Genomic DNA, 17,677 nt, shown 5'->3' with positions numbered 1-17,677 from the left:
GCCAGCCAAGGCCGGTGTCAGATTGGATAGTGCCCGGGCTGCGATGCCACCGTCATCCACCTGAGGTCGGTGAATTCGTTGATGCCGGCCTTGCCGCCGAAGCGGCCATAACCGGAGGCTTTCACACCGCCGAAGGGCATCTGCGCCTCGTCATGCACGGTCGGTCCGTTCACATGACAGATGCCGCTTTCAATCCGTCTTGCGACCTCCATGGCGCGGGCCGCATCCCTACCGAAGACGGCGGCGGACAGGCCATATTCGGTATCATTGGCAACGCGGACAGCCTCATCGATACCGCGCACGCGCACCATGCAGGCAACCGGACCGAAGCTCTCCTCTCCATAGATCCGCATCGATGGTGTCACGTGGTCAAGCACCGTGGCGTCCATCAAGGTCCCGATCGCACGGCCTCCCGCAAGCAGGCGGGCGCCCTTGGACACTGCATCCTCGATCAAGCCATTGACGCGTTCAACCGCATCGAGGCCGATCATCGAGCCGAGCGGTGAATTGCTCTGGCGCGGATCGCCGGCAACCAGCGTCGAGGCCTTGCGGGCGAACTGATCGGCAAACTCGTCGGCCACCGCCTCGTCGACGACGATCCTCTCGGTCGACATGCAGATCTGCCCCTGGTTCATGAAGGCACCGAAGGCAGCGGCTTTCACGGCTTCGCCGATATCGGCATCATCGAGCACGACGAAGGGCGCCTTGCCGCCAAGCTCCAGCAGCACGGGCTTCAAATGGCGGGCGGAGACCTCGGCGATGATCCGGCCGACGCGGGTCGAGCCGGTGAAATTGACACGGCGCACGGCCGGGTGGGCAATCAGCTTTTCGACGATGGATGCAGCATCGGCGGGTGCATTGGTGAGCACATTGACAACACCGTCGCCGAGGCCCGCTTCGCGCAATGTCTCGCCGATCAGATGATGCGTCTTCGGGCAAAGCTCGGACGCCTTGAGGACGACGGTGTTGCCGCAGGCAAGCGGCAGGGCGACGGCGCGCACGCCGAGAATGACGGGCGCGTTCCAGGGCGCAATGCCAAGGACGACACCGGCCGGCTGGCGCACGGCCATCGCCAACAAGCCGGGCTTGTCCGAGGGGATCACTTCGCCGGTGATCTGAGTACACATGGCGGCGGCTTCCCGCAGCATATTGGCGGCGAGATAGACGTTGAAGCCCGCCCAGGCGGCTGTGGCGCCCGTTTCCTCGGCCATGGCGGCGATGAATTCGCCGGTGCGGGAATCCAAGAGGTCGGCTGCCTTCGAAAGGCGCTTGCGCCGTTCTGTCGGTGCAAGCGCCGACCAGGCAGGAAAGGCCGCGGCCGCAGCGGCAACCGCTGCATGCGCATCCTCCAGCGTTGCTGCGGCCGCCTTCGTCGCCAGCTGACCGGTAATCGGGTTCAGCCGTTCGAAGGTCGCGCCGTTCGAAGCCGGCATGGCACGACCGCCAATGAGAAGCATCAGGTCAACCATCTCGTTCCCTTTCAGATATGCGCCTGATTCCCTCCCAAAGGGCTGGCGCGATGATGTCTGCTGGTTTCCGGCATCCGCCGGGAGTCATGTATCCCGCGGTCACGCCGGGAGATCGACGTCTTTCATTGGAAGATCCTCACCCATATCGCCTGAATTCAGGCGCTCCTCAGGAGCCAGTAGGAACCAATCCATCGGCGAAATGAATGGATTTTCCTGGCAGCTTATTGTACTTTTCCGCGATTTTTTCAGATTCCCGCTTGGCATGTGGTTGCCGGCCGGTTGCGCGCCCGGAGTTCATGATGCCGGAAAAGTTGCTCGATATGCCGGCTTTGTCGGTCACCGCATCGACGATTTCCGCCGGCCTCGGCAGCCAGACCTGGAGCCTTGACGCCCACGGCAGCCGTCCCTTCTATCAGGCCTTTTTCGTCTCGCGAGGCAGAGCGAGCCTATCCATCGACGGACAGGCGGGGCTTACGCTTTCGGCGCCTGCGGTACTTTGGCTGCCGCGGCGAATTTCGGGGGCTTTCGTTCTTACCGCCGGCAGCGAGGGGGCGATGCTCTCGGCAGCCTATGACTTTGTCGGCAGAACGGTCGGCGACAGCCCGGCCGCCGTGCAGTTGCACGATATGATCGAACGCGTAGTCGTGGCTCAGAACGAAAATTTGGCGGGGCGTGCAGGCGATATCGGTCGTGCCTTCGAGGTCATGACGCAGGAGACACGGGACCACCGACCCGGCGGGACAGCGATTGTCGGCGCCTATTTTTCCGTGCTGCTGCTGCTGATATGGCGGGCCTCAGGGGCATCGGCCCCGACGAAGACGTCAGGCACAGGGGCGACCACCTTGCAGCGGTTCAGGCAGATCGTCGAATTGCGTTTCCGCGAACAGCCGGCGATCACCGATATCGCCCGCGCCATGGGCATCACCTATGATCACCTGCATCGGGCCTGCATTTCCGGCACCGGACGAAGCCCGATGGAACTGATCCATGAAAGGCTGATCGCCGAAGCAAAGCTGCGGCTTGGGCAATCGGAGCAATCCGTCGAGCAGATCGGCTTCGGGCTCGGCTTTCGCGATCCGGGCTATTTCAGCCGCTTCTTCAAGAGCCGCGTCGGCGAACCGCCCGGCGCCTACCGGCGCAAGATCGCCGCGCAGTCGCAGAAGGGCCTCGCCCCATCCTTTGCCGCCTGGCCGTGAGGCACTCGCGATTGAGGAGACGGCCGTTTAGAACTTCCGCAACTCACGCGTCAGCGCCTGGAGTTGCTTGAAGCCCTCGTAGCGCTTTGCGTGAAGATCAGCGATCACACCCTGCGCCGGCTTGTAAGTCCCTTCTGCCGCCGAGAGTTTCGTCATTGCTTCACGCATATCGGTAAAGAGCCCGCCGGCGACGGCGCCGAGGATCGCAGCACCCAGCAGCACCGGTTCCTCGGCCTTCGTCGCGACCACCGGCTTGCCGCTCGCATCGGCAAGCATCTGACGGACGAAATCATGCTGGCCAGCACCCCCGCTGATGACGATGTTCTCGATGGTGACGCCGGCATCAGCCTGCGTGTCGATGATTTGTCTCAGGCCATAGCCGATGCCGCAGAGGCCTGCGACATAGAGCGAGACCAGACTGTCGAGACCCCTCTCCATGTCGAGACCGGCAATCACGGCGCGGGCGTGCGGATCGGCGAAGGGCGCGCGATTGCCGAGGAATTCGGGAACGACATGCAGGCCTGCGACGAGTTTGACGGCATCGGAAGAATGGCCTGCCTTTTGCGCGGCCATGTCAGCCAGAAGGACCGGCAGCGGAACGCCGTTGCGTTTCGACAATTCCTTTGCCTCGCTGGCGGCGGGATGGAAGGACAAGAGCTGTTCGATCGCCGCACCCGCAGCACTCTGACCACCCTCGTTCAACCACATGCCTGGCACCATGGCTGAATAATAGGGACCCCAGACGCCCGGCACGAAGGCCGGTTCGACGGTTGATGTCATGGTGCAGGACGACGTGCCGAAGACGTAGCCCAGATTGGCCTGCGGACCGGCGCCGATACCAACGGTTCCGATGCCGCCAGCATGGGCATCGATCAGCCCCGCGGCGACAGCCGTTCCCGGAATGAGGCCGAGTTCACCGGCGGCCGCCGCTGTCAGGCCCTGACCGAGCGGCGAGCCAGGCTCGACGATCGACTGGCCGATGCGGGCAAAACCTTCGTCGGCCAATGCGCCGAGGCCGATCTCATGAAAGTAGGTCGCATCCCAGCGCTTCTCATGGGCGAGATAGGTCCATTTGCAGGTGACGGTACAGGTGGAACGCGCGAGATCGCCGGTCGCCCGCCATGTCAGGAAATCCGCCAGATCGAAGAATTGCCAGGCAGCATCGAAGACCTGCGGCCGCCTTTCCCTCAGCCAGAGCAGCTTCGGCGTTTCCATCTCGGGGGAGATACGACCACCGACATAGCGCAGCACGTCATGGCCGAGCGCGTTGATACGCTCCGCCTGCGGGACCGCGCGATGGTCCATCCAGACGATGATATCCCGGTTCGGGTCTTCCGAGGGACCAATGGGCAGCGGCCGGCCAGCCTCGCCGAGCACGACGAGCGAACAGGTGGCGTCAAACCCCAGGCCAGCGACCGAAGCCGGATCGATACCGCTTGCGGCGACGACCTCGCGGACGCAAGCGCAGACGGCCCTCCAGATTTCCGTACTCGACTGCTCGACGATGGAGCCGGCTTCATGAAACAGCGTGATATCCCGCTTGGCGGATGCGAGCATCAGGCCATCGAGGTTGAAGAGGCCGGCGCGGGCGCTGCCGGTGCCGACATCGACGCCGATGACATGTTTGGCACCCGCTGATGGCGTGTGTGAAGTGTCGCTCATGATCTCTCGTTCAAATCGGCAGTATCAGGGTTCCAGAGCATTTCCATCTTTCCTCGAATCGCGGAAACGCTCTATCTCTTTGTTTTCATGCAATTGCGGACGCAAGACCGCTACGCATACTTGCTGGAATTGCTCTAGAGCAATCCACAACCGGACCTGTCAACCTCTCAGAGGTCGACGCTGTTCGGCAGGATCACCAGATCGCGCACAGTGACGTTACGTGGCCGTGACAGCATGAAGAGCACGGCATCGGCCACCTCCTTTGGCTGCATCAGGCTGCCATTGGCCAGCGCCTCTTCCATCTTGGCTTTCGGCCAGTCATCCAGGAGCGCGGTGACGACCGGTCCGGGCAGCACCGCACCGACACGCACGCCATGCTGGGCGACCTGGCGGCGGGTCGAGTGAACGAAGGCCTGAACGGCGAATTTCGAGGCGGTGTAGATCGGCTCCCAAACGACAGGCACGACGCCGGCGATCGAACTCGTAAACAGGATATCGCCGGACTTCTGAGCGATCATATGCGGCAGCACCGCATGGACCGAACGGAAGGCCGCATTGATGTTGAGGTTCAGCATGCGGTCCCAGGCATCCGGATCGCCGTCGGCGACCGGGCCGCCAATATAGGCGCCGGCATTGGCGTGGAAGATATCGAGCCGGCCGGCCAATTCCAGAATGCGCGGCAGCATGCCGGAGACCTGCGGGCCATCGAGAAGATCGACAACAAGCGGCAGGGCGCCCTCACCGATCTCCTTGCAGAGGGCCTCGAGCCTGTCCTTGGCACGATCGATAAGAACAACGGTTGCGCCTTCGGCACGCAGGGTGCGGGCGCATTCCAGCCCGATGCCCGATGCCGCACCGGTGATGGCGGCAACCTTGCCCTTCATGAGATCAGTCATGCAAATACTCCTTGAGAATGCGTAATCAGGCGCGGCCATGGCTGACACGGGACCGGCGAGCTAGCGAATCGACGATGACGGCGATGGCGAGAACGGCACCAGTGATCATGTAGCGCAGCGACGAACTGAGATTGAGCAGCGTAAGCCCGTTGGAAATCGCCTGGATGACGATGATGCCGAGAAGAGCCGAATAGGCGCTGCCGCGGCCACCGAACAGGCTGGTGCCGCCGATGACTGCTGCGGCAATGGCATTGAGGTTCACGTCGCCCGTGCCGGCTTGCTGGCTGGACGAGGCAAGACGCGAGGCCGAGAGAATGCCGCCGATGGTGGCAAGCGTCGAGCAAAGCACGAAGGCGCTGAGATAGATGCGGCGCACATTGATGCCGGCACGGCGAGCCGCCTCGCGATTGCCGCCGACGGCAAACATGGAGCGTCCCCATTTGGTGCGCGTCAGCGCATAGTTCAGGATGACAGCGATTGCGACGAAAAGGCCGAACATCCACGGCACGCCACGGCCGAGATTGAGATAATAGACGGCAAATTCCAACGCGGCGGTAAGAATGATGGCCTTGACCGCAAGCGCCCCGACCGGTGGCGAGGAGAGGTTCGAAGCCTGCCGCTGGCGGCGCTTGCGCATCTCGTTGACGACGAGGACCACGCCCGGCAAGAGCGCCAGCACGTAGGACAGCCAGTCGGGCATGACGAGAATCTGGCCGAAGCGCACGAGCGGCGAGGCATAGGGAAGGTTGATGCTGCCGGTCGGCCCCAGGATATAGAGCTGCATGCCGAGGAGGGCCAGCAGACCGGCAAGGGTCGCAACGAAGCTCGGCATTCCAAGCCTGTTGTAGAGCACCGCATACAGCGCACCAACGACGATGCCGGCGACGATCGCAACCAGGATCGCGAGCGGGATCGGCCAGCCCATATTGACCCAGAGCACGCCGAGGATGGCGGAGGAAAGTCCGCTCATCGAGCCGACCGAAAGGTCGATTTCGCCGAGCATCAGCACACAGACGATGCCGAGCGAGATGACGCCGACGGTGGCACAGTCAAACAGCAGGTTGACGAGGTTGTTTGGCGCCAGAAACACCGGATTGAGCAGCGAGAAGACTGTGGAGATAACGATCAGGCCGACGAAGACCGGCAGCATGCCGAGATCGCCCGAGCGTACGCGGTCGAAGAAGGCCTTGACCATGCCCATGATGTTGTCGTCGTGGCGGACGCGTTCGTCGCTGCGATCAAGGGCAGCCGGCTGGCTGACTGTATCGGACATCTTCTGGCTCATGCGGACCTCCCGCTGGTTTCGTGTGCACCGCTCTTGCGCTCGATCCGCCGGGAGACGGCGTTTTCGGTGGCGCCGGTGATGGCGGCGACGAGTTCCTGATTGGACGAATCGGGCGTGAAGACGCCATTGTTGCGACCGAGGCGCAGCACGACGATGCGGTCTGCCACAGCGCGCACGTCTTCCATATTGTGGCTGATGATGATGACGCCGAGGCCGCGCTCGCGCACGCGTTCGATCAGGTTCAGCACTTCCGCGGTCTGGGCGACACCGAGAGCCGCCGTCGGCTCGTCGAGCATGATGATCTTCGGATCGAGCAGCAGCGAGCGGGCAATGGCAACCGTCTGGCGCTGGCCGCCGGAAAGCGAGGCGATCGGCTCGCGCACCGAGGGGATACGGGCGGCAAGTTCTCTGAGCAACGTCCAGGCGCGCACCTCCATAGCAACCTCATCGAGGCTCCAGGGGGACATTTCATGTCCGAGAAAGAGATTGGCGACGACGTCAAGGTTCTCGCAGAGCGCCAGGTCCTGAAAGACGGTGGCAATGCCGAGCTCCAGCGCCTTGCCGGGACTATCGAGCGTGACATTGCGGCCGCAAAATTCGATCGTTCCCGAGGACGGCTGATGCACGCCGGCAAGAACCTTGATCAAGGTCGACTTGCCGGCGCCGTTATCGCCAACCAGCGCCACGACCTCGCCGGCCTTCACTTCGAGATCGATGTCGGTCAGCGCCGACACCGCGCCGAAATTCTTGGAAATATTGCTCAACCGGAGGATCGTCTGTCCCTTCTCCGGCATATCCTTCACATCCCTAGTCATGGGGCAGCCCTTCTTGCCATAGGGGCATCCGGCCGCGACAAGCGCGGCCGGAGCTCACTCAAGCGCGTTTAGTTGGTAATGCCAAGTTTCTTGCAGCCTTCGGCATATTCGCCGGTGCAGATCTGCTCGGGCGTCTGGATCTTCTTGTCGAAGATTTCGGCCTTGATGTTTTCTGCCGTCACGACGGCGGGGATGAACAGCTGAGACGGCGTATTGTAGAGCGTCGTCTTGGCCTCAGGCTTTTCACCCTTGATCATCTGCACCGCCACATTGGCAGCGGCTGCCGCGACGATTTCGGATGGCTTCGAAATCGTGTTGTACTGGTCGCCGGAAATGATCAGCTGAAGGGCTGCGATCGTGGCATCATTGCCGGTGACCGGCGGAACCGGCTTCACGCCTGCGGCCTTGAAGGCGGCAATCGCGCCGCCTGCCGTGCCGTCATTGGCGGCAACCACGCCCTTGATATCGGCCCCGAAACGGGTGATCTGGCCGGCAGCCCATTCCTGCGCCTTCGGCGGCGCCCATTCCGGCGTGTCATATTCGGCAAGCGTCTTGTAGGTGGATTCCTTCAGGCCGCGGTGGATGCCGTCGCGGATGAGGCCTGCGGCCGCATCGGTCGGCGAGCCGTTGATCTCGAGCACGCCTGCGCCATCGGCAACGCCTGAAGCCTTGAGATGCTCGACGAGCGACTTGGCGATCGCATAGCCGATGCCTTCATTGTCGAAGGAGACGTAATAATCGGCCGGCTTGTCCGGGATCGGGCGGTCATAGGCGATGACCTTGACGTCCTGGGACTGGGCGATTTCGACGAGGCCGGCTGCAGCGGCGGAATCGACAGGGTCAAGAACGACCACCTTGGCGCCCTGTGCAATGACCGAGTTGAACTGCTGCTGCTGCAGCGAGGCATCGGCATTGGCGTTCTGGTAGATCACCGTGCACTTCGGGCACAGCTTCTCCATCTCGGCCTTGAAGCCCGGGAAGTCGTGCTGCTCATAGCGCGTGGATGCCTGGTCGGGCATAAGGAACGCGACGGTCGCCGCTTCCTGAGCCGAGGCCATGCCGGCAAAACCGATGAAAACGGTCGCCGAGGCCATAAGCAAATTGCGATAATTCATTTTCTCCTCCTTGGTGTGATCGAAAGACAGGCCCAGGCATTGCTGGAAGTCACCACGGTTCGCCCGCTCGCCGCAGCCTTCGCCGGCATGAAAACGACGAGCAAAGCGCCCCAGAAAAAGGACAACCTCTCCGCAGCTTCTTAGAAATACCTCCCTGTACCGGCCTGCTGTCCGGTTTGTATCATCGATTGCGCAGCCTTGCTCAATCGATGAAGCAAGAATTGCCACTTCCACCGATTGATGTCAAGTTACCGTCAAACGGAGACGACGTTTTGAATCAGGTGAAGCAGACGAAGAGGACGACGATTTACGATCTGGCGGAGCTTGCCGGCACATCCGCCAGCGCCGTCAGCGCCGTGCTCAACGGCAATTGGAAGAAGCGCAGGATCAGCAGCCAGCTTGCCGAAAAGATCATGCGGATCGCCGAGGAACAGGGTTATGCGCTAAACATGCAGGCAAGCCTGCTGAGGCGCGAAAAGTCCCACATCATCGGCATGATCGTGCCGAAATACGACAACCGCTACTTCGGCTCGATCGTCGAACTCTTCGAGGACATGGCGCGTGCGCGCGGCCTTTTCCCGATCATCACCTGCACGCGCCGCGATCCTCAGCTGGAGGTTGAGGCAGCGCGCACCATGCTCTCCTATCAGGTCGAATGCCTGATCGCGACGGGTGCCACGGACCCCGACCGTATTACCGAAATGTGTGCGGCTGCCGGCGTGCGCAGCCTCAATCTCGACCTGCCCGGTGCGCTTGCCCCCTCCGTCATCTCGGATAATTTCGCCGGCGCACGCGAGCTGACGCGTCGCATCCTGAAAAACAGCGAGCAACGGCTCGGCAAGATGGAGCCGCTGCTCTTCATCGGTGGCCGCGGCAGCGACCACAACACCGCCGAGCGTATCCGCGGCTTTCGCGAGGCACATGCCGACCTCGGCGTTGCCGTGCATGAGGAAAATATCCTTGCCTGCGGCTATGCGCCGGAAAAGGCTGAAAAGGCGTTGGACGAGCGCGCGCTTGGCGGCAATGCACTGCCTAAGGGAATGTTCGTCAACTCGACAATCTCGCTCGAAGGCGTCATGCGCTGGATCCGCCGCTCCGGCCATCTCGACGATCGCAGTCTGGTGCTCGGTTGTTTCGACTGGGACCCCTTCGTCACCCTGCTTGGAAACGGCATCGAGATGGTGCGCCAGGACGTGCCGGGCATGCTGAACAAGGTTTTCGAGCTCATCGAATCCGGAGCGAACAAACCTGTCGTCATCCAGGTGCCGCCCCTCATTCCGGAAGCGCAGGAAGCGTAAGCGTCTTTCCTGGCCAGTCTATCTTGGTTCCGTTGGCCACCCAGGAACAGCTTAGCTCTCGCTGTGTAACATCAATGTAGCGGAAGCTGCCCGGCCCTGCTAGCCGTCCAGATAGCCGCAACAGGTGCCTTCAACATTGTCGACGGCCGCTGGCTGGCTCCCGACGCCAAGGCAGGACTGATGCTTGAGTTGGTTTCCGAGGAACAGAGCTGAGAACCGCTAATTCGCTACCGTTTGATCGTAAGTGTGGACTTTCGCAATACCCTTGGTTTGGGGATGTTGACGGCGGGAGAATCGCTTTCTATGGAAAGCCGCCGACCCAGTGCGGCGGCAGCAACAGGCGTCCGGTCATACGAGGTGACCGGGCGCTTTTTCACTTGAGAATCAAGCCTATTTCGCCGCCTCCGGCGTGAAGCGGGCATAAAGAGCGTGGCGATTGCCGGGATAGACGAAGCGCACATGCGTGACCGGCCCTGACTTGTTCCAGGTGCGTCGTTCGACGACGAGGCATGCGGTTGACACCGGGATGGAAAGCATGGCTCCCTCCTCCTCATCGACGCCGATTGCGAAGATCTTGTGCTCGGCAGCACTCCAGGGAACCTGGCTTAAGAGCCAGGGGCCGGGTGCCGTCTGCTCAAACGCCTCGCCGGCTGCCTCGGGCACGGTTTGAAGATTGATCAACCGCTTTTCCAGGCAAAACGGTTGCGTCCCAGCGTAGTGGGTGCAGATAATTTCGACGAGGCTGGAATTTTGCTGCAGGTCCAGCATCTGGCGGTCCTGCGCCTGTGCCTTCCTGCGGATACGCTTTGCGACCTTGTAGGAATAGGCGAGATTGAGGGACTGGACCTCCGCCTTGATATCGTGAATCTCAAGCACTGCGGACTGCGCCTGCGGCTGGATGACGAAGCTGCCGGATTTCTTGCGGCGCTCGATGAGACCGGCTTTCACCAGTTGGGTCAGAGCCTTGTTCACCGTCATACGCGAGCAGTCATATTGCTTCGTCAGCTCTATTTCGAACGGAATGCGGTAACCCGGCGGCCATTCGCCCGAGACGATGCGACCTTCGATATCCGTGAGGATACGCTGGTGTAAGGTCGTTTCCTTGGGTTCATTCATCATCACGCTCCGGCTCTTCCTCCGCTGTAACGCCTGGGAAGCGCCGAGGAAAGGTCGTCATGCTGCCAACAGCTCGTTCATCGCGGCGATGAAGCGGCGGTCAATCAGGTCGCGGCGCAGATGCCGGCCCTTTTCGACCTGCTTGCGGCCGAGCGACCAGACGCAGTCGACCGACACACCACCGGCAAAAATCCAGTGATCGAGAAGCCGGTCCTCGGAGAGGTAGGAAACGGCATTGGTCTCGAGCGATATGATGTCGGCATGGTTGCCGGCGACAAAACCCGCCGGCGCCTTCAGTGCCGCGCCACCGCCAGCAAGTGCCTGTTCGAAGAGGGCCTGGCCCGTGGAACCGCCCGTCGATGCGATGACATTGCGGGCACGCAGCGCGAGACGCTCGGAATATTCGAGCTGACGAAGTTCCTCGGCGATGGAAATCAGAATGTTGGAATCGGAACCGATGCCGAAGCGCCCGCCTTCCGACAGGAACAGGGGCGCCGAAAATGTCCCATCGCCGAGATTGGCTTCGGTAATCGGGCAGAGGCCGGCAATGGCGCCGCTCCTTGCCATCTGGCGTGTTTCGTCGTCGGTCATGTGGGTCGCGTGGATGAGGCACCAGCGCTGATCGACCGGTGCATTCTCAAGCAGCCATTGGACAGGCCTTGCGCGGGACCACGCCAGGCAATCCTCGACTTCCTTGACCTGTTCGGCGACGTGAATGTGGATGGGGCCGTCGTCGGCAAGCCCGATCGCGACAGACAGCTCGTCCGGCGTGACGGCGCGCAGGCTGTGCGGCGCAACACCGATCTCAGCGCCGTGGAGCCGGCCCGTGACTTTTCGGCAGCCGTCCATCAGCTGCGCAAAACTGTCTGCGGAGTTGATGAAGCGGCGCTGTCCTTCAATGGGTGCGGCGCCGCCGAAGCCGGAATGGGCGTAGAGAACCGGCAGCAGTGTCAATCCGATGCCGGTCTCCGCACTCGCAGCACCGATCCGTTCGGCCATTTCGGCGATATTGGCATAGGCGCTGCCGTCCTTGTCGTGATGCAGATAGTGGAACTCACCGACGCGGCTAAAGCCGGATTCCAGCATTTCCATATAGAGCTTGGCTGCCACCGCCTCGACATGGTCAGGCGTCATCGACAGGGCGAACTTATACATGACAGTGCGCCAGCTCCAGAAGCTGTCATTGGCCGGACCGCGCACTTCGGCAAGCCCCGCCATCGCCCGCTGAAAGGCATGGCTGTGGAGGTTTGGCATAGCCGGCAAAAGGGTGGCATGGCGCTCGTCATCGGCATCCGGCGCGACATCCGTCTCGATTGCGGAAATGCGGCCGTTTTCGAGCGTCAGGCGCACATTCTTGCGCCAGCCCTCGGCCAGCAAGGCAGTCGTTCCATGAAGTTTCGTCATGATTGCTCCCCTTCTTTCTTATTGGCCCACCGCTTGCCTTTGTGCACAGGGCCATAAATTTCCACTTGTCACCACTACTATTATGTATATACATATTAACCCATAAAGAAAGGCGTAAAGCTGATGAGTGGGAACAAATTTTCCGGATCGGGTCGCGGCTCCGCCGCCCGTTCGCTTTGGCGCAACGCGCGCCTTGCGACGCTGCGGGAGGATCTAACGGGCCTCGGCATTATCGACAAAGGCGCCATCGTTTGCGAAGGCGGCCGTATCCTTTTTGCCGGGCCAGAAGGCGAATTGCCGTCCGCCCTGATCGAGACGGCCGAGATCACGGATCTTGAAGGCCGCTGGGTCACGCCGGGCTTCGTCGACTGCCACACGCATATCGTCTATGGCGGCAATCGGGCGCGGGAATTCGAGATGCGCCTTGAAGGCGCGACTTATGAAGAGATTGCGCGCACCGGCGGCGGCATCGTCTCCTCGGTGAAAGCAACCAATGCACTGTCCGTCGAGGGCCTGGTCGAGGCCGCGCTGCCGCGGCTCGATACGCTGCTTTCCGAAGGTGTCACCACCATCGAGATCAAATCCGGCTATGGCCTCAACATCGAGGCGGAGCTGAAGATGCTGCGCGCTGCTCGCGCGCTCGCAAATGTCCGACCCGTGCGGGTCGTCACCTCCTATCTCGGTGCTCATGCAACACCTGTCGAATACAGGGGACGCAATCAGGATTATATTACTGAAGTGGTCCTGCCTGGACTGGAACGGGCGTATGCGGAAGGCCTCGTCGATGCCGTCGACGGCTTCTGCGAAGGCATTGCCTTCTCGGTCGACGAGATTGGCCGTGTCTTCGACAAGGCCCGTTCGCTTGGTATTCCCGTCAAGCTCCATGCCGAGCAGCTTTCCAATCTCGGCGGCGCAAAACTCGCAGCCTCCTACGGCGCGCTTTCGGCCGATCATTTGGAATATCTGGATGAGGATGGCGCGCGGGCAATGGCTGCGGCCGGCACGGTCGCCGTACTGCTTCCGGGCGCTTTTTACGCGATCAACGAAAAGCAGAAGCCACCGGTTCAGGCCTTGCGCCAGACCGGGGTGCATATCGCAATTGCCACGGACTGCAATCCCGGCACCTCGCCGCTGACGTCCATGCTGCTCACCATGAACATGTCGGCGACGCTGTTCGGGTTGACCGTGGAAGAATGCATTGCCGGGGCAACCCGCGAGGGCGCACGCGCGCTCGGCCTGCTTGCCGAAACAGGGACGCTCGAAGCCGGCAAGTCCGCCGATCTGGCGGTCTGGAATATCGAGAGCCCGGCCGAGCTCGTCTATCGCATCGGCTTCAACCCGCTTTATGCGCACATCTTCAAGGGCGAGAGGATCGACCGATGACCATCACTCTCCATCCGGGTTCCGTTTCACTTCAGGATCTTGCCACCATCTACTGGACCAGCGTTCCGGCAAAACTCGATCCGTCGTTTGATGCGGGGATCCTCAAGGCGGCGAAACGCATTGCCGAGATCGCTGCCGGCAATGCGCCGGTTTACGGCATCAATACCGGCTTCGGTAAACTTGCCTCGATCAAGATCGACAGCGCCGATGTCGCCACACTCCAGCGCAATCTCATCCTTTCCCATTGCTGCGGCGTCGGCGAGCCGCTGCCGGAAAATGTCGTGCGTCTCATCATGGCGCTGAAGCTCGTTTCGCTCGGCCGTGGTGCCTCCGGCGTCCGGCTCGACATTGTGCGGCTGATCGAAGCGATGATGGCGCGCGGCGTCATTCCGGTCATCCCGGAAAAGGGCTCGGTCGGCGCCTCCGGCGATCTTGCACCCCTTGCCCATATGACGGCCGTGATGATGGGTCATGGCGAGGCGTTCTTCGGCGGCGAGAGACTGCATGGTGCAACGGCGCTTGTCAAAGCCGGGCTGCAACCTGTCGTGCTGGCCGCCAAGGAGGGCCTGGCGCTCATCAACGGCACGCAGACCTCGACCGCTCTTGCGCTTGCCGGCCTTTTTCGCGCCCACCGGGCGGCGCAATCGGCGCTGATTACCGGCGCCATGTCGACGGACGCGGCCATGGGCTCGTCCGCACCATTCCATCCCGATATCCATACTCTACGCGGCCACCGCGGTCAGATCGACACGGCAGCGGGCCTACGCGCCCTGCTCGAAAACTCGCCGATCCGCCAGAGCCATATCGAGGGCGATGAGCGTGTTCAGGATCCCTATTGCATCCGCTGCCAGCCGCAGGTCGACGGCGCCTGCCTCGATCTCCTGCGCTCGGTGGCCGGCACGCTCGCGATCGAAGCCAATGCGGTGACCGACAATCCGCTGGTTCTGTCGGATAATTCCGTCGTCTCCGGCGGCAATTTCCATGCCGAACCCGTTGCCTTTGCCGCCGACCAGATCGCGCTTGCCGTCTGCGAGATCGGCGCGATCGCCCAGCGCCGCATCGCGCTGCTCGTCGATCCCGCCCTTTCCTACGGTCTGCCGGCCTTCCTCGCCAAGAAGCCGGGGCTCAATTCCGGCCTGATGATCGCCGAAGTCACATCCGCCGCGCTGATGAGCGAAAACAAGCAGATGTCGCACCCGGCCTCCGTCGATTCGACGCCGACCTCGGCCAACCAGGAAGACCATGTGTCCATGGCCTGCCACGGCGCGCGCCGGCTTCTGCCGATGACCGAAAATCTCTTCAGCATCATCGGCATCGAGGCGCTCACCGCCGCGCAAGGGGTGGAGCTTCGCGCACCGCTTGCGACCAGCCCCGAACTCAAGAAGGCGATCGCCGCTATCCGCGCTGTTGTCCCGTCGCTAGAGGAAGATCGCTACATGGCGAACGATCTGAAGGCGGCGACAGTGCTCATTGCGAGCGGCGGTCTCAACGCATCCGTTTCAAGCGGCATCCTGCCCGCTCTGGAGGTTTGACATGTCTGTTTTCGAGGTCAAGCAAGGCACCTCCCCCGTCATCCTCGGCTTTCCTCATACGGGCACAGAGGTTCCGGCCGATATATGGGAACGCCTTGATGATAATGGCCGGCTGCTTGCCGATACCGACTGGCACATTCACCAGCTCTACGACGGCTTGCTCGACAATCCGACCACGGTGCGCGCGACTTTCCACCGCTACGTGATCGATGCCAACCGCGATCCCTCGGGCACCAGCCTCTATCCCGGCCAGAACACGACCGGGCTGATCCCGCAGACAGATTTCGACGGCAAGGCAATCTGGAAGGATGGGGCTGCGCCGACCGAAGCCGATATCGCCGTCAGGCTGCGCGATTTTCACGCGCCATACCATGGCGCCCTTGCGGCTGAGATCGAACGGATCAAATCCATTCATGGTGTCGCCGTTCTCTACGACTGCCACTCCATCCGCTCGCATATCCCCTTCCTCTTCGAGGGCAAGCTGCCGGATTTCAATATCGGCACCGATATGGGCAGGACCTGCGATCCGGCGATCGAGCAGGCGACCATCGCCATTGCGTCGACTGCGGCAGGCTATGACAGCATCCTGAACGGCCGCTTCAAGGGCGGCTGGACGACGCGCCATTACGGCAAGCCGGAAACCGGCGTGCACGCCATCCAGATGGAGCTCGCACAATCCACGCATCTTGCAACCGAAGCGCCACCCTTCGCCTATGACGGCGAGGAGGCCGACAATCTGCGCATCCATCTCAAATCCATTCTGACGCGGATCGAAGAGATCGCGCTTGGTCTGAAACGCTAGAAAGGGAACATCATCATGACCGTAAACCCGCGCCACAATATCCGCGAAATCCGTGCGCCGCGCGGCGATCAGCTGAACGCCAAGAGCTGGATGACCGAAGCGCCGCTGCGCATGCTCATGAACAATCTCGATCCTGACGTCGCAGAGAATCCACATGAGCTCGTGGTCTATGGCGGTATCGGCCGCGCAGCCCGCACCTGGGACGATTTCGATCGCATCGCTGCGACGCTGAAGACGCTGAACGAGGACGAGACGCTGCTGGTCCAATCCGGCAAGCCGGTCGGGGTGTTCCGCACCCACAAGGATGCGCCGCGCGTGCTGATTGCCAATTCCAACCTCGTGCCGCACTGGGCGACCTGGGACCATTTCAACGAGCTCGACAAGAAGGGTCTGGCCATGTACGGCCAGATGACGGCCGGTTCGTGGATCTATATCGGCACGCAGGGCATCGTGCAGGGCACCTACGAGACCTTCGTGGAAGCGGGCCGCCAGCACTATGGCGGCAATCTCACGGGCAAGTGGATCCTGACCGGCGGCCTCGGCGGCATGGGCGGCGCCCAGCCGCTCGCCGCCGTCATGGCCGGCGCCTGCTGCCTGGCCGTCGAATGCGACGAGACCCGCATCGATTTCCGCCTGCGCACCCGTTATGTCGACGAAAAGGCCCATACGCTGGATGAGGCGCTGGAAAAGATCGAACGCTGGACCAAGGCCGGCGAAGCAAAGTCGGTCGGCCTCGTCGGCAATGCCGCCGAGATCTTCCCGGAACTCGTTCGTCGCATGAAGGCCGGCGGCCCGCGTCCCGATATCGTCACCGACCAGACCTCGGCGCATGATCCGCGTAATGGCTACCTGCCGGTCGGCTGGACCGTTGCCCAAGCCAAGGCCAAGCGCGAGAACGACCCGAAGGCGGTCGAGACCGCCGCGCGCGCCTCGATGAAGGCCCACGTGGAAGCCATGGTCGCCTTTTGGGATGCCGGTGTTCCGACACTCGATTACGGCAACAACATTCGCCAGGTCGCCAAGGACGAGGGCCTGGAAAACGCCTTCGCCTTCCCGGGCTTCGTGCCGGCCTATATCCGCCCGCTCTTCTGCCGCGGCATCGGTCCGTTCCGCTGGGCCGCCCTGTCCGGCGATCCCGAAGATATCTACAGGACCGACGCCAAGGTGAAGGAGCTGCTGCCCGACAACAAGCACCTGCACAACTGGCTCGACATGGCGCGCGAGCGCATTGCCTTCCAGGGCCTGCCGGCACGCATCTGCTGGGTCGGTCTTGGCGACCGCCACCGCCTCGGCCTTGCCTTCAACGAGATGGTCAAGAATGGCGAGCTGAAGGCACCCGTCGTCATCGGCCGCGACCACCTCGATTCCGGTTCCGTCGCCTCGCCGAACCGCGAGACGGAAGCCATGAAGGACGGCTCGGATGCCGTCTCCGACTGGCCGCTCCTGAACGCCCTGCTCAACACCGCCTCGGGCGCCACCTGGGTCTCGCTGCATCATGGCGGCGGCGTCGGCATGGGCTTCTCGCAGCATTCCGGCATGGTCATTTGCGCCGACGGCACCGACGATGCGGCCCGCCGCCTCGGAAATGTTCTCTGGAACGATCCGGCGACCGGTGTCATGCGCCATGCCGATGCCGGCTACGACATCGCCATCGATTGCGCCAAGGAAAAGGGCCTGCGCCTGCCCGGCATTCTTGGAAACTGA

The 17,677-nt window shown here is 62.2% G+C and carries 14 protein-coding genes; 6 read left to right on the top strand and 8 right to left on the bottom strand.

Going from position 1 to position 17,677, the window contains the following annotated elements:
• Positions 1-17 precede the first annotated feature (17 nt).
• Positions 18-1,469 (bottom strand): aldehyde dehydrogenase, encoded by a 1,452-nt coding sequence (locus ACR9ZQ_RS40170; protein WP_481430725.1) that lies wholly within the window; start codon positions 1,467-1,469, stop codon positions 18-20.
• Positions 1,470-1,768: 299 nt separating this feature from the next.
• Between ACR9ZQ_RS40170 and ACR9ZQ_RS40165 the strand changes: the two genes are divergently transcribed.
• Positions 1,769-2,665: a helix-turn-helix domain-containing protein gene (locus ACR9ZQ_RS40165; protein ID WP_481430724.1), complete on the top strand. Its 897-nt coding sequence runs from the start codon at positions 1,769-1,771 to the stop codon at positions 2,663-2,665.
• Positions 2,666-2,692: 27 nt separating this feature from the next.
• Here ACR9ZQ_RS40165 and ACR9ZQ_RS40160 read toward each other — a convergent pair whose 3' ends face one another.
• The 5 genes from ACR9ZQ_RS40160 to ACR9ZQ_RS40140 form a co-directional block, all read right to left on the bottom strand.
• The gene (locus ACR9ZQ_RS40160) at positions 2,693-4,327 is read right to left on the bottom strand and encodes an FGGY-family carbohydrate kinase (RefSeq protein ID WP_481430723.1); all 1,635 of its coding nucleotides are present in this window, start codon (positions 4,325-4,327) and stop codon (positions 2,693-2,695) included.
• 167 nt (positions 4,328-4,494) lie between these two features.
• Complete coding sequence (locus ACR9ZQ_RS40155; protein ID WP_481430722.1) at positions 4,495-5,223, bottom strand: SDR family oxidoreductase; 729 nt, start codon at positions 5,221-5,223, stop codon at positions 4,495-4,497.
• Positions 5,224-5,248: 25 nt separating this feature from the next.
• Complete coding sequence (locus ACR9ZQ_RS40150; protein WP_310380606.1) at positions 5,249-6,508, bottom strand: sugar ABC transporter permease; 1,260 nt, start codon at positions 6,506-6,508, stop codon at positions 5,249-5,251.
• Complete coding sequence (locus ACR9ZQ_RS40145) at positions 6,505-7,323, bottom strand: ATP-binding cassette domain-containing protein (RefSeq protein ID WP_481430721.1); 819 nt, start codon at positions 7,321-7,323, stop codon at positions 6,505-6,507. The genes ACR9ZQ_RS40150 and ACR9ZQ_RS40145 overlap by 4 nt, the downstream gene beginning before the upstream one ends.
• Positions 7,324-7,391: 68 nt before the next feature.
• Positions 7,392-8,438, bottom strand: coding sequence for an ABC transporter substrate-binding protein (locus tag ACR9ZQ_RS40140; protein WP_310380600.1), 1,047 nt, complete (start codon positions 8,436-8,438; stop codon positions 7,392-7,394).
• A 272-nt stretch (positions 8,439-8,710) separates the two neighbouring features.
• On the opposite strand from ACR9ZQ_RS40140, the gene ACR9ZQ_RS40135 reads away from it, so the two are divergent.
• Positions 8,711-9,736: a LacI family DNA-binding transcriptional regulator gene (locus tag ACR9ZQ_RS40135; RefSeq protein ID WP_310380597.1), complete on the top strand. Its 1,026-nt coding sequence runs from the start codon at positions 8,711-8,713 to the stop codon at positions 9,734-9,736.
• A gap of 390 nt (positions 9,737-10,126) precedes the next feature.
• On the opposite strand, the gene hutC is transcribed toward ACR9ZQ_RS40135, so the two are convergent.
• Positions 10,127-10,852, bottom strand: a complete 726-nt coding sequence (gene hutC / locus ACR9ZQ_RS40130) for a histidine utilization repressor (protein ID WP_481430720.1) — start codon at positions 10,850-10,852, stop codon at positions 10,127-10,129.
• 57 nt (positions 10,853-10,909) lie between these two features.
• Positions 10,910-12,256: a formimidoylglutamate deiminase gene (locus ACR9ZQ_RS40125; protein ID WP_481430719.1), complete on the bottom strand. Its 1,347-nt coding sequence runs from the start codon at positions 12,254-12,256 to the stop codon at positions 10,910-10,912.
• A gap of 123 nt (positions 12,257-12,379) precedes the next feature.
• On the opposite strand from ACR9ZQ_RS40125, the gene hutI reads away from it, so the two are divergent.
• From hutI to hutU, 4 genes are read left to right on the top strand one after another with little or no spacing between them, the layout of a single operon-like run.
• Positions 12,380-13,639, top strand: coding sequence for an imidazolonepropionase (gene hutI / locus ACR9ZQ_RS40120; RefSeq protein ID WP_481430718.1), 1,260 nt, complete (start codon positions 12,380-12,382; stop codon positions 13,637-13,639).
• Positions 13,636-15,171 (top strand): histidine ammonia-lyase, encoded by a 1,536-nt coding sequence (gene hutH, locus ACR9ZQ_RS40115; RefSeq protein WP_310380590.1) that lies wholly within the window; start codon positions 13,636-13,638, stop codon positions 15,169-15,171. The genes hutI and hutH overlap by 4 nt, the downstream gene beginning before the upstream one ends.
• Before the next feature lies 1 nt (position 15,172).
• Positions 15,173-15,973 (top strand): N-formylglutamate deformylase, encoded by an 801-nt coding sequence (hutG, locus tag ACR9ZQ_RS40110; protein WP_481430717.1) that lies wholly within the window; start codon positions 15,173-15,175, stop codon positions 15,971-15,973.
• Between the two features lie 15 nt (positions 15,974-15,988).
• Positions 15,989-17,677 (top strand): urocanate hydratase, encoded by a 1,689-nt coding sequence (gene hutU / locus ACR9ZQ_RS40105; protein WP_310380584.1) that lies wholly within the window; start codon positions 15,989-15,991, stop codon positions 17,675-17,677.

Source organism: Rhizobium sp. KNZ14-9A (assembly GCF_056755015.1).
This window is presented reverse-complemented; position numbering and strand designations above follow the sequence as displayed.

Bases quoted from the DNA above. Each gene is read 5' to 3' on its own strand.
- ACR9ZQ_RS40145 (WP_481430721.1), bottom strand. From the start codon at position 7,323: ATGACTAGGGATGTGAAGGATATGCCGGAGAAGGGACAGACGATCCTC.
- hutH (WP_310380590.1), top strand. From the start codon at position 13,636: ATGACCATCACTCTCCATCCGGGTTCCGTTTCACTTCAGGATCTTGCC.
- hutI (WP_481430718.1), top strand. From the start codon at position 12,380: ATGAGTGGGAACAAATTTTCCGGATCGGGTCGCGGCTCCGCCGCCCGT.
- ACR9ZQ_RS40140 (WP_310380600.1), bottom strand. From the start codon at position 8,438: ATGAATTATCGCAATTTGCTTATGGCCTCGGCGACCGTTTTCATCGGT.
- ACR9ZQ_RS40150 (WP_310380606.1), bottom strand. From the start codon at position 6,508: ATGAGCCAGAAGATGTCCGATACAGTCAGCCAGCCGGCTGCCCTTGAT.
- ACR9ZQ_RS40155 (WP_481430722.1), bottom strand. From the start codon at position 5,223: ATGACTGATCTCATGAAGGGCAAGGTTGCCGCCATCACCGGTGCGGCA.
- ACR9ZQ_RS40165 (WP_481430724.1), top strand. From the start codon at position 1,769: ATGCCGGAAAAGTTGCTCGATATGCCGGCTTTGTCGGTCACCGCATCG.
- ACR9ZQ_RS40170 (WP_481430725.1), bottom strand. From the start codon at position 1,469: ATGGTTGACCTGATGCTTCTCATTGGCGGTCGTGCCATGCCGGCTTCG.
- ACR9ZQ_RS40125 (WP_481430719.1), bottom strand. From the start codon at position 12,256: ATGACGAAACTTCATGGAACGACTGCCTTGCTGGCCGAGGGCTGGCGC.
- hutG (WP_481430717.1), top strand. From the start codon at position 15,173: ATGTCTGTTTTCGAGGTCAAGCAAGGCACCTCCCCCGTCATCCTCGGC.
- ACR9ZQ_RS40160 (WP_481430723.1), bottom strand. From the start codon at position 4,327: ATGAGCGACACTTCACACACGCCATCAGCGGGTGCCAAACATGTCATC.
- hutU (WP_310380584.1), top strand. From the start codon at position 15,989: ATGACCGTAAACCCGCGCCACAATATCCGCGAAATCCGTGCGCCGCGC.
- hutC (WP_481430720.1), bottom strand. From the start codon at position 10,852: ATGAATGAACCCAAGGAAACGACCTTACACCAGCGTATCCTCACGGAT.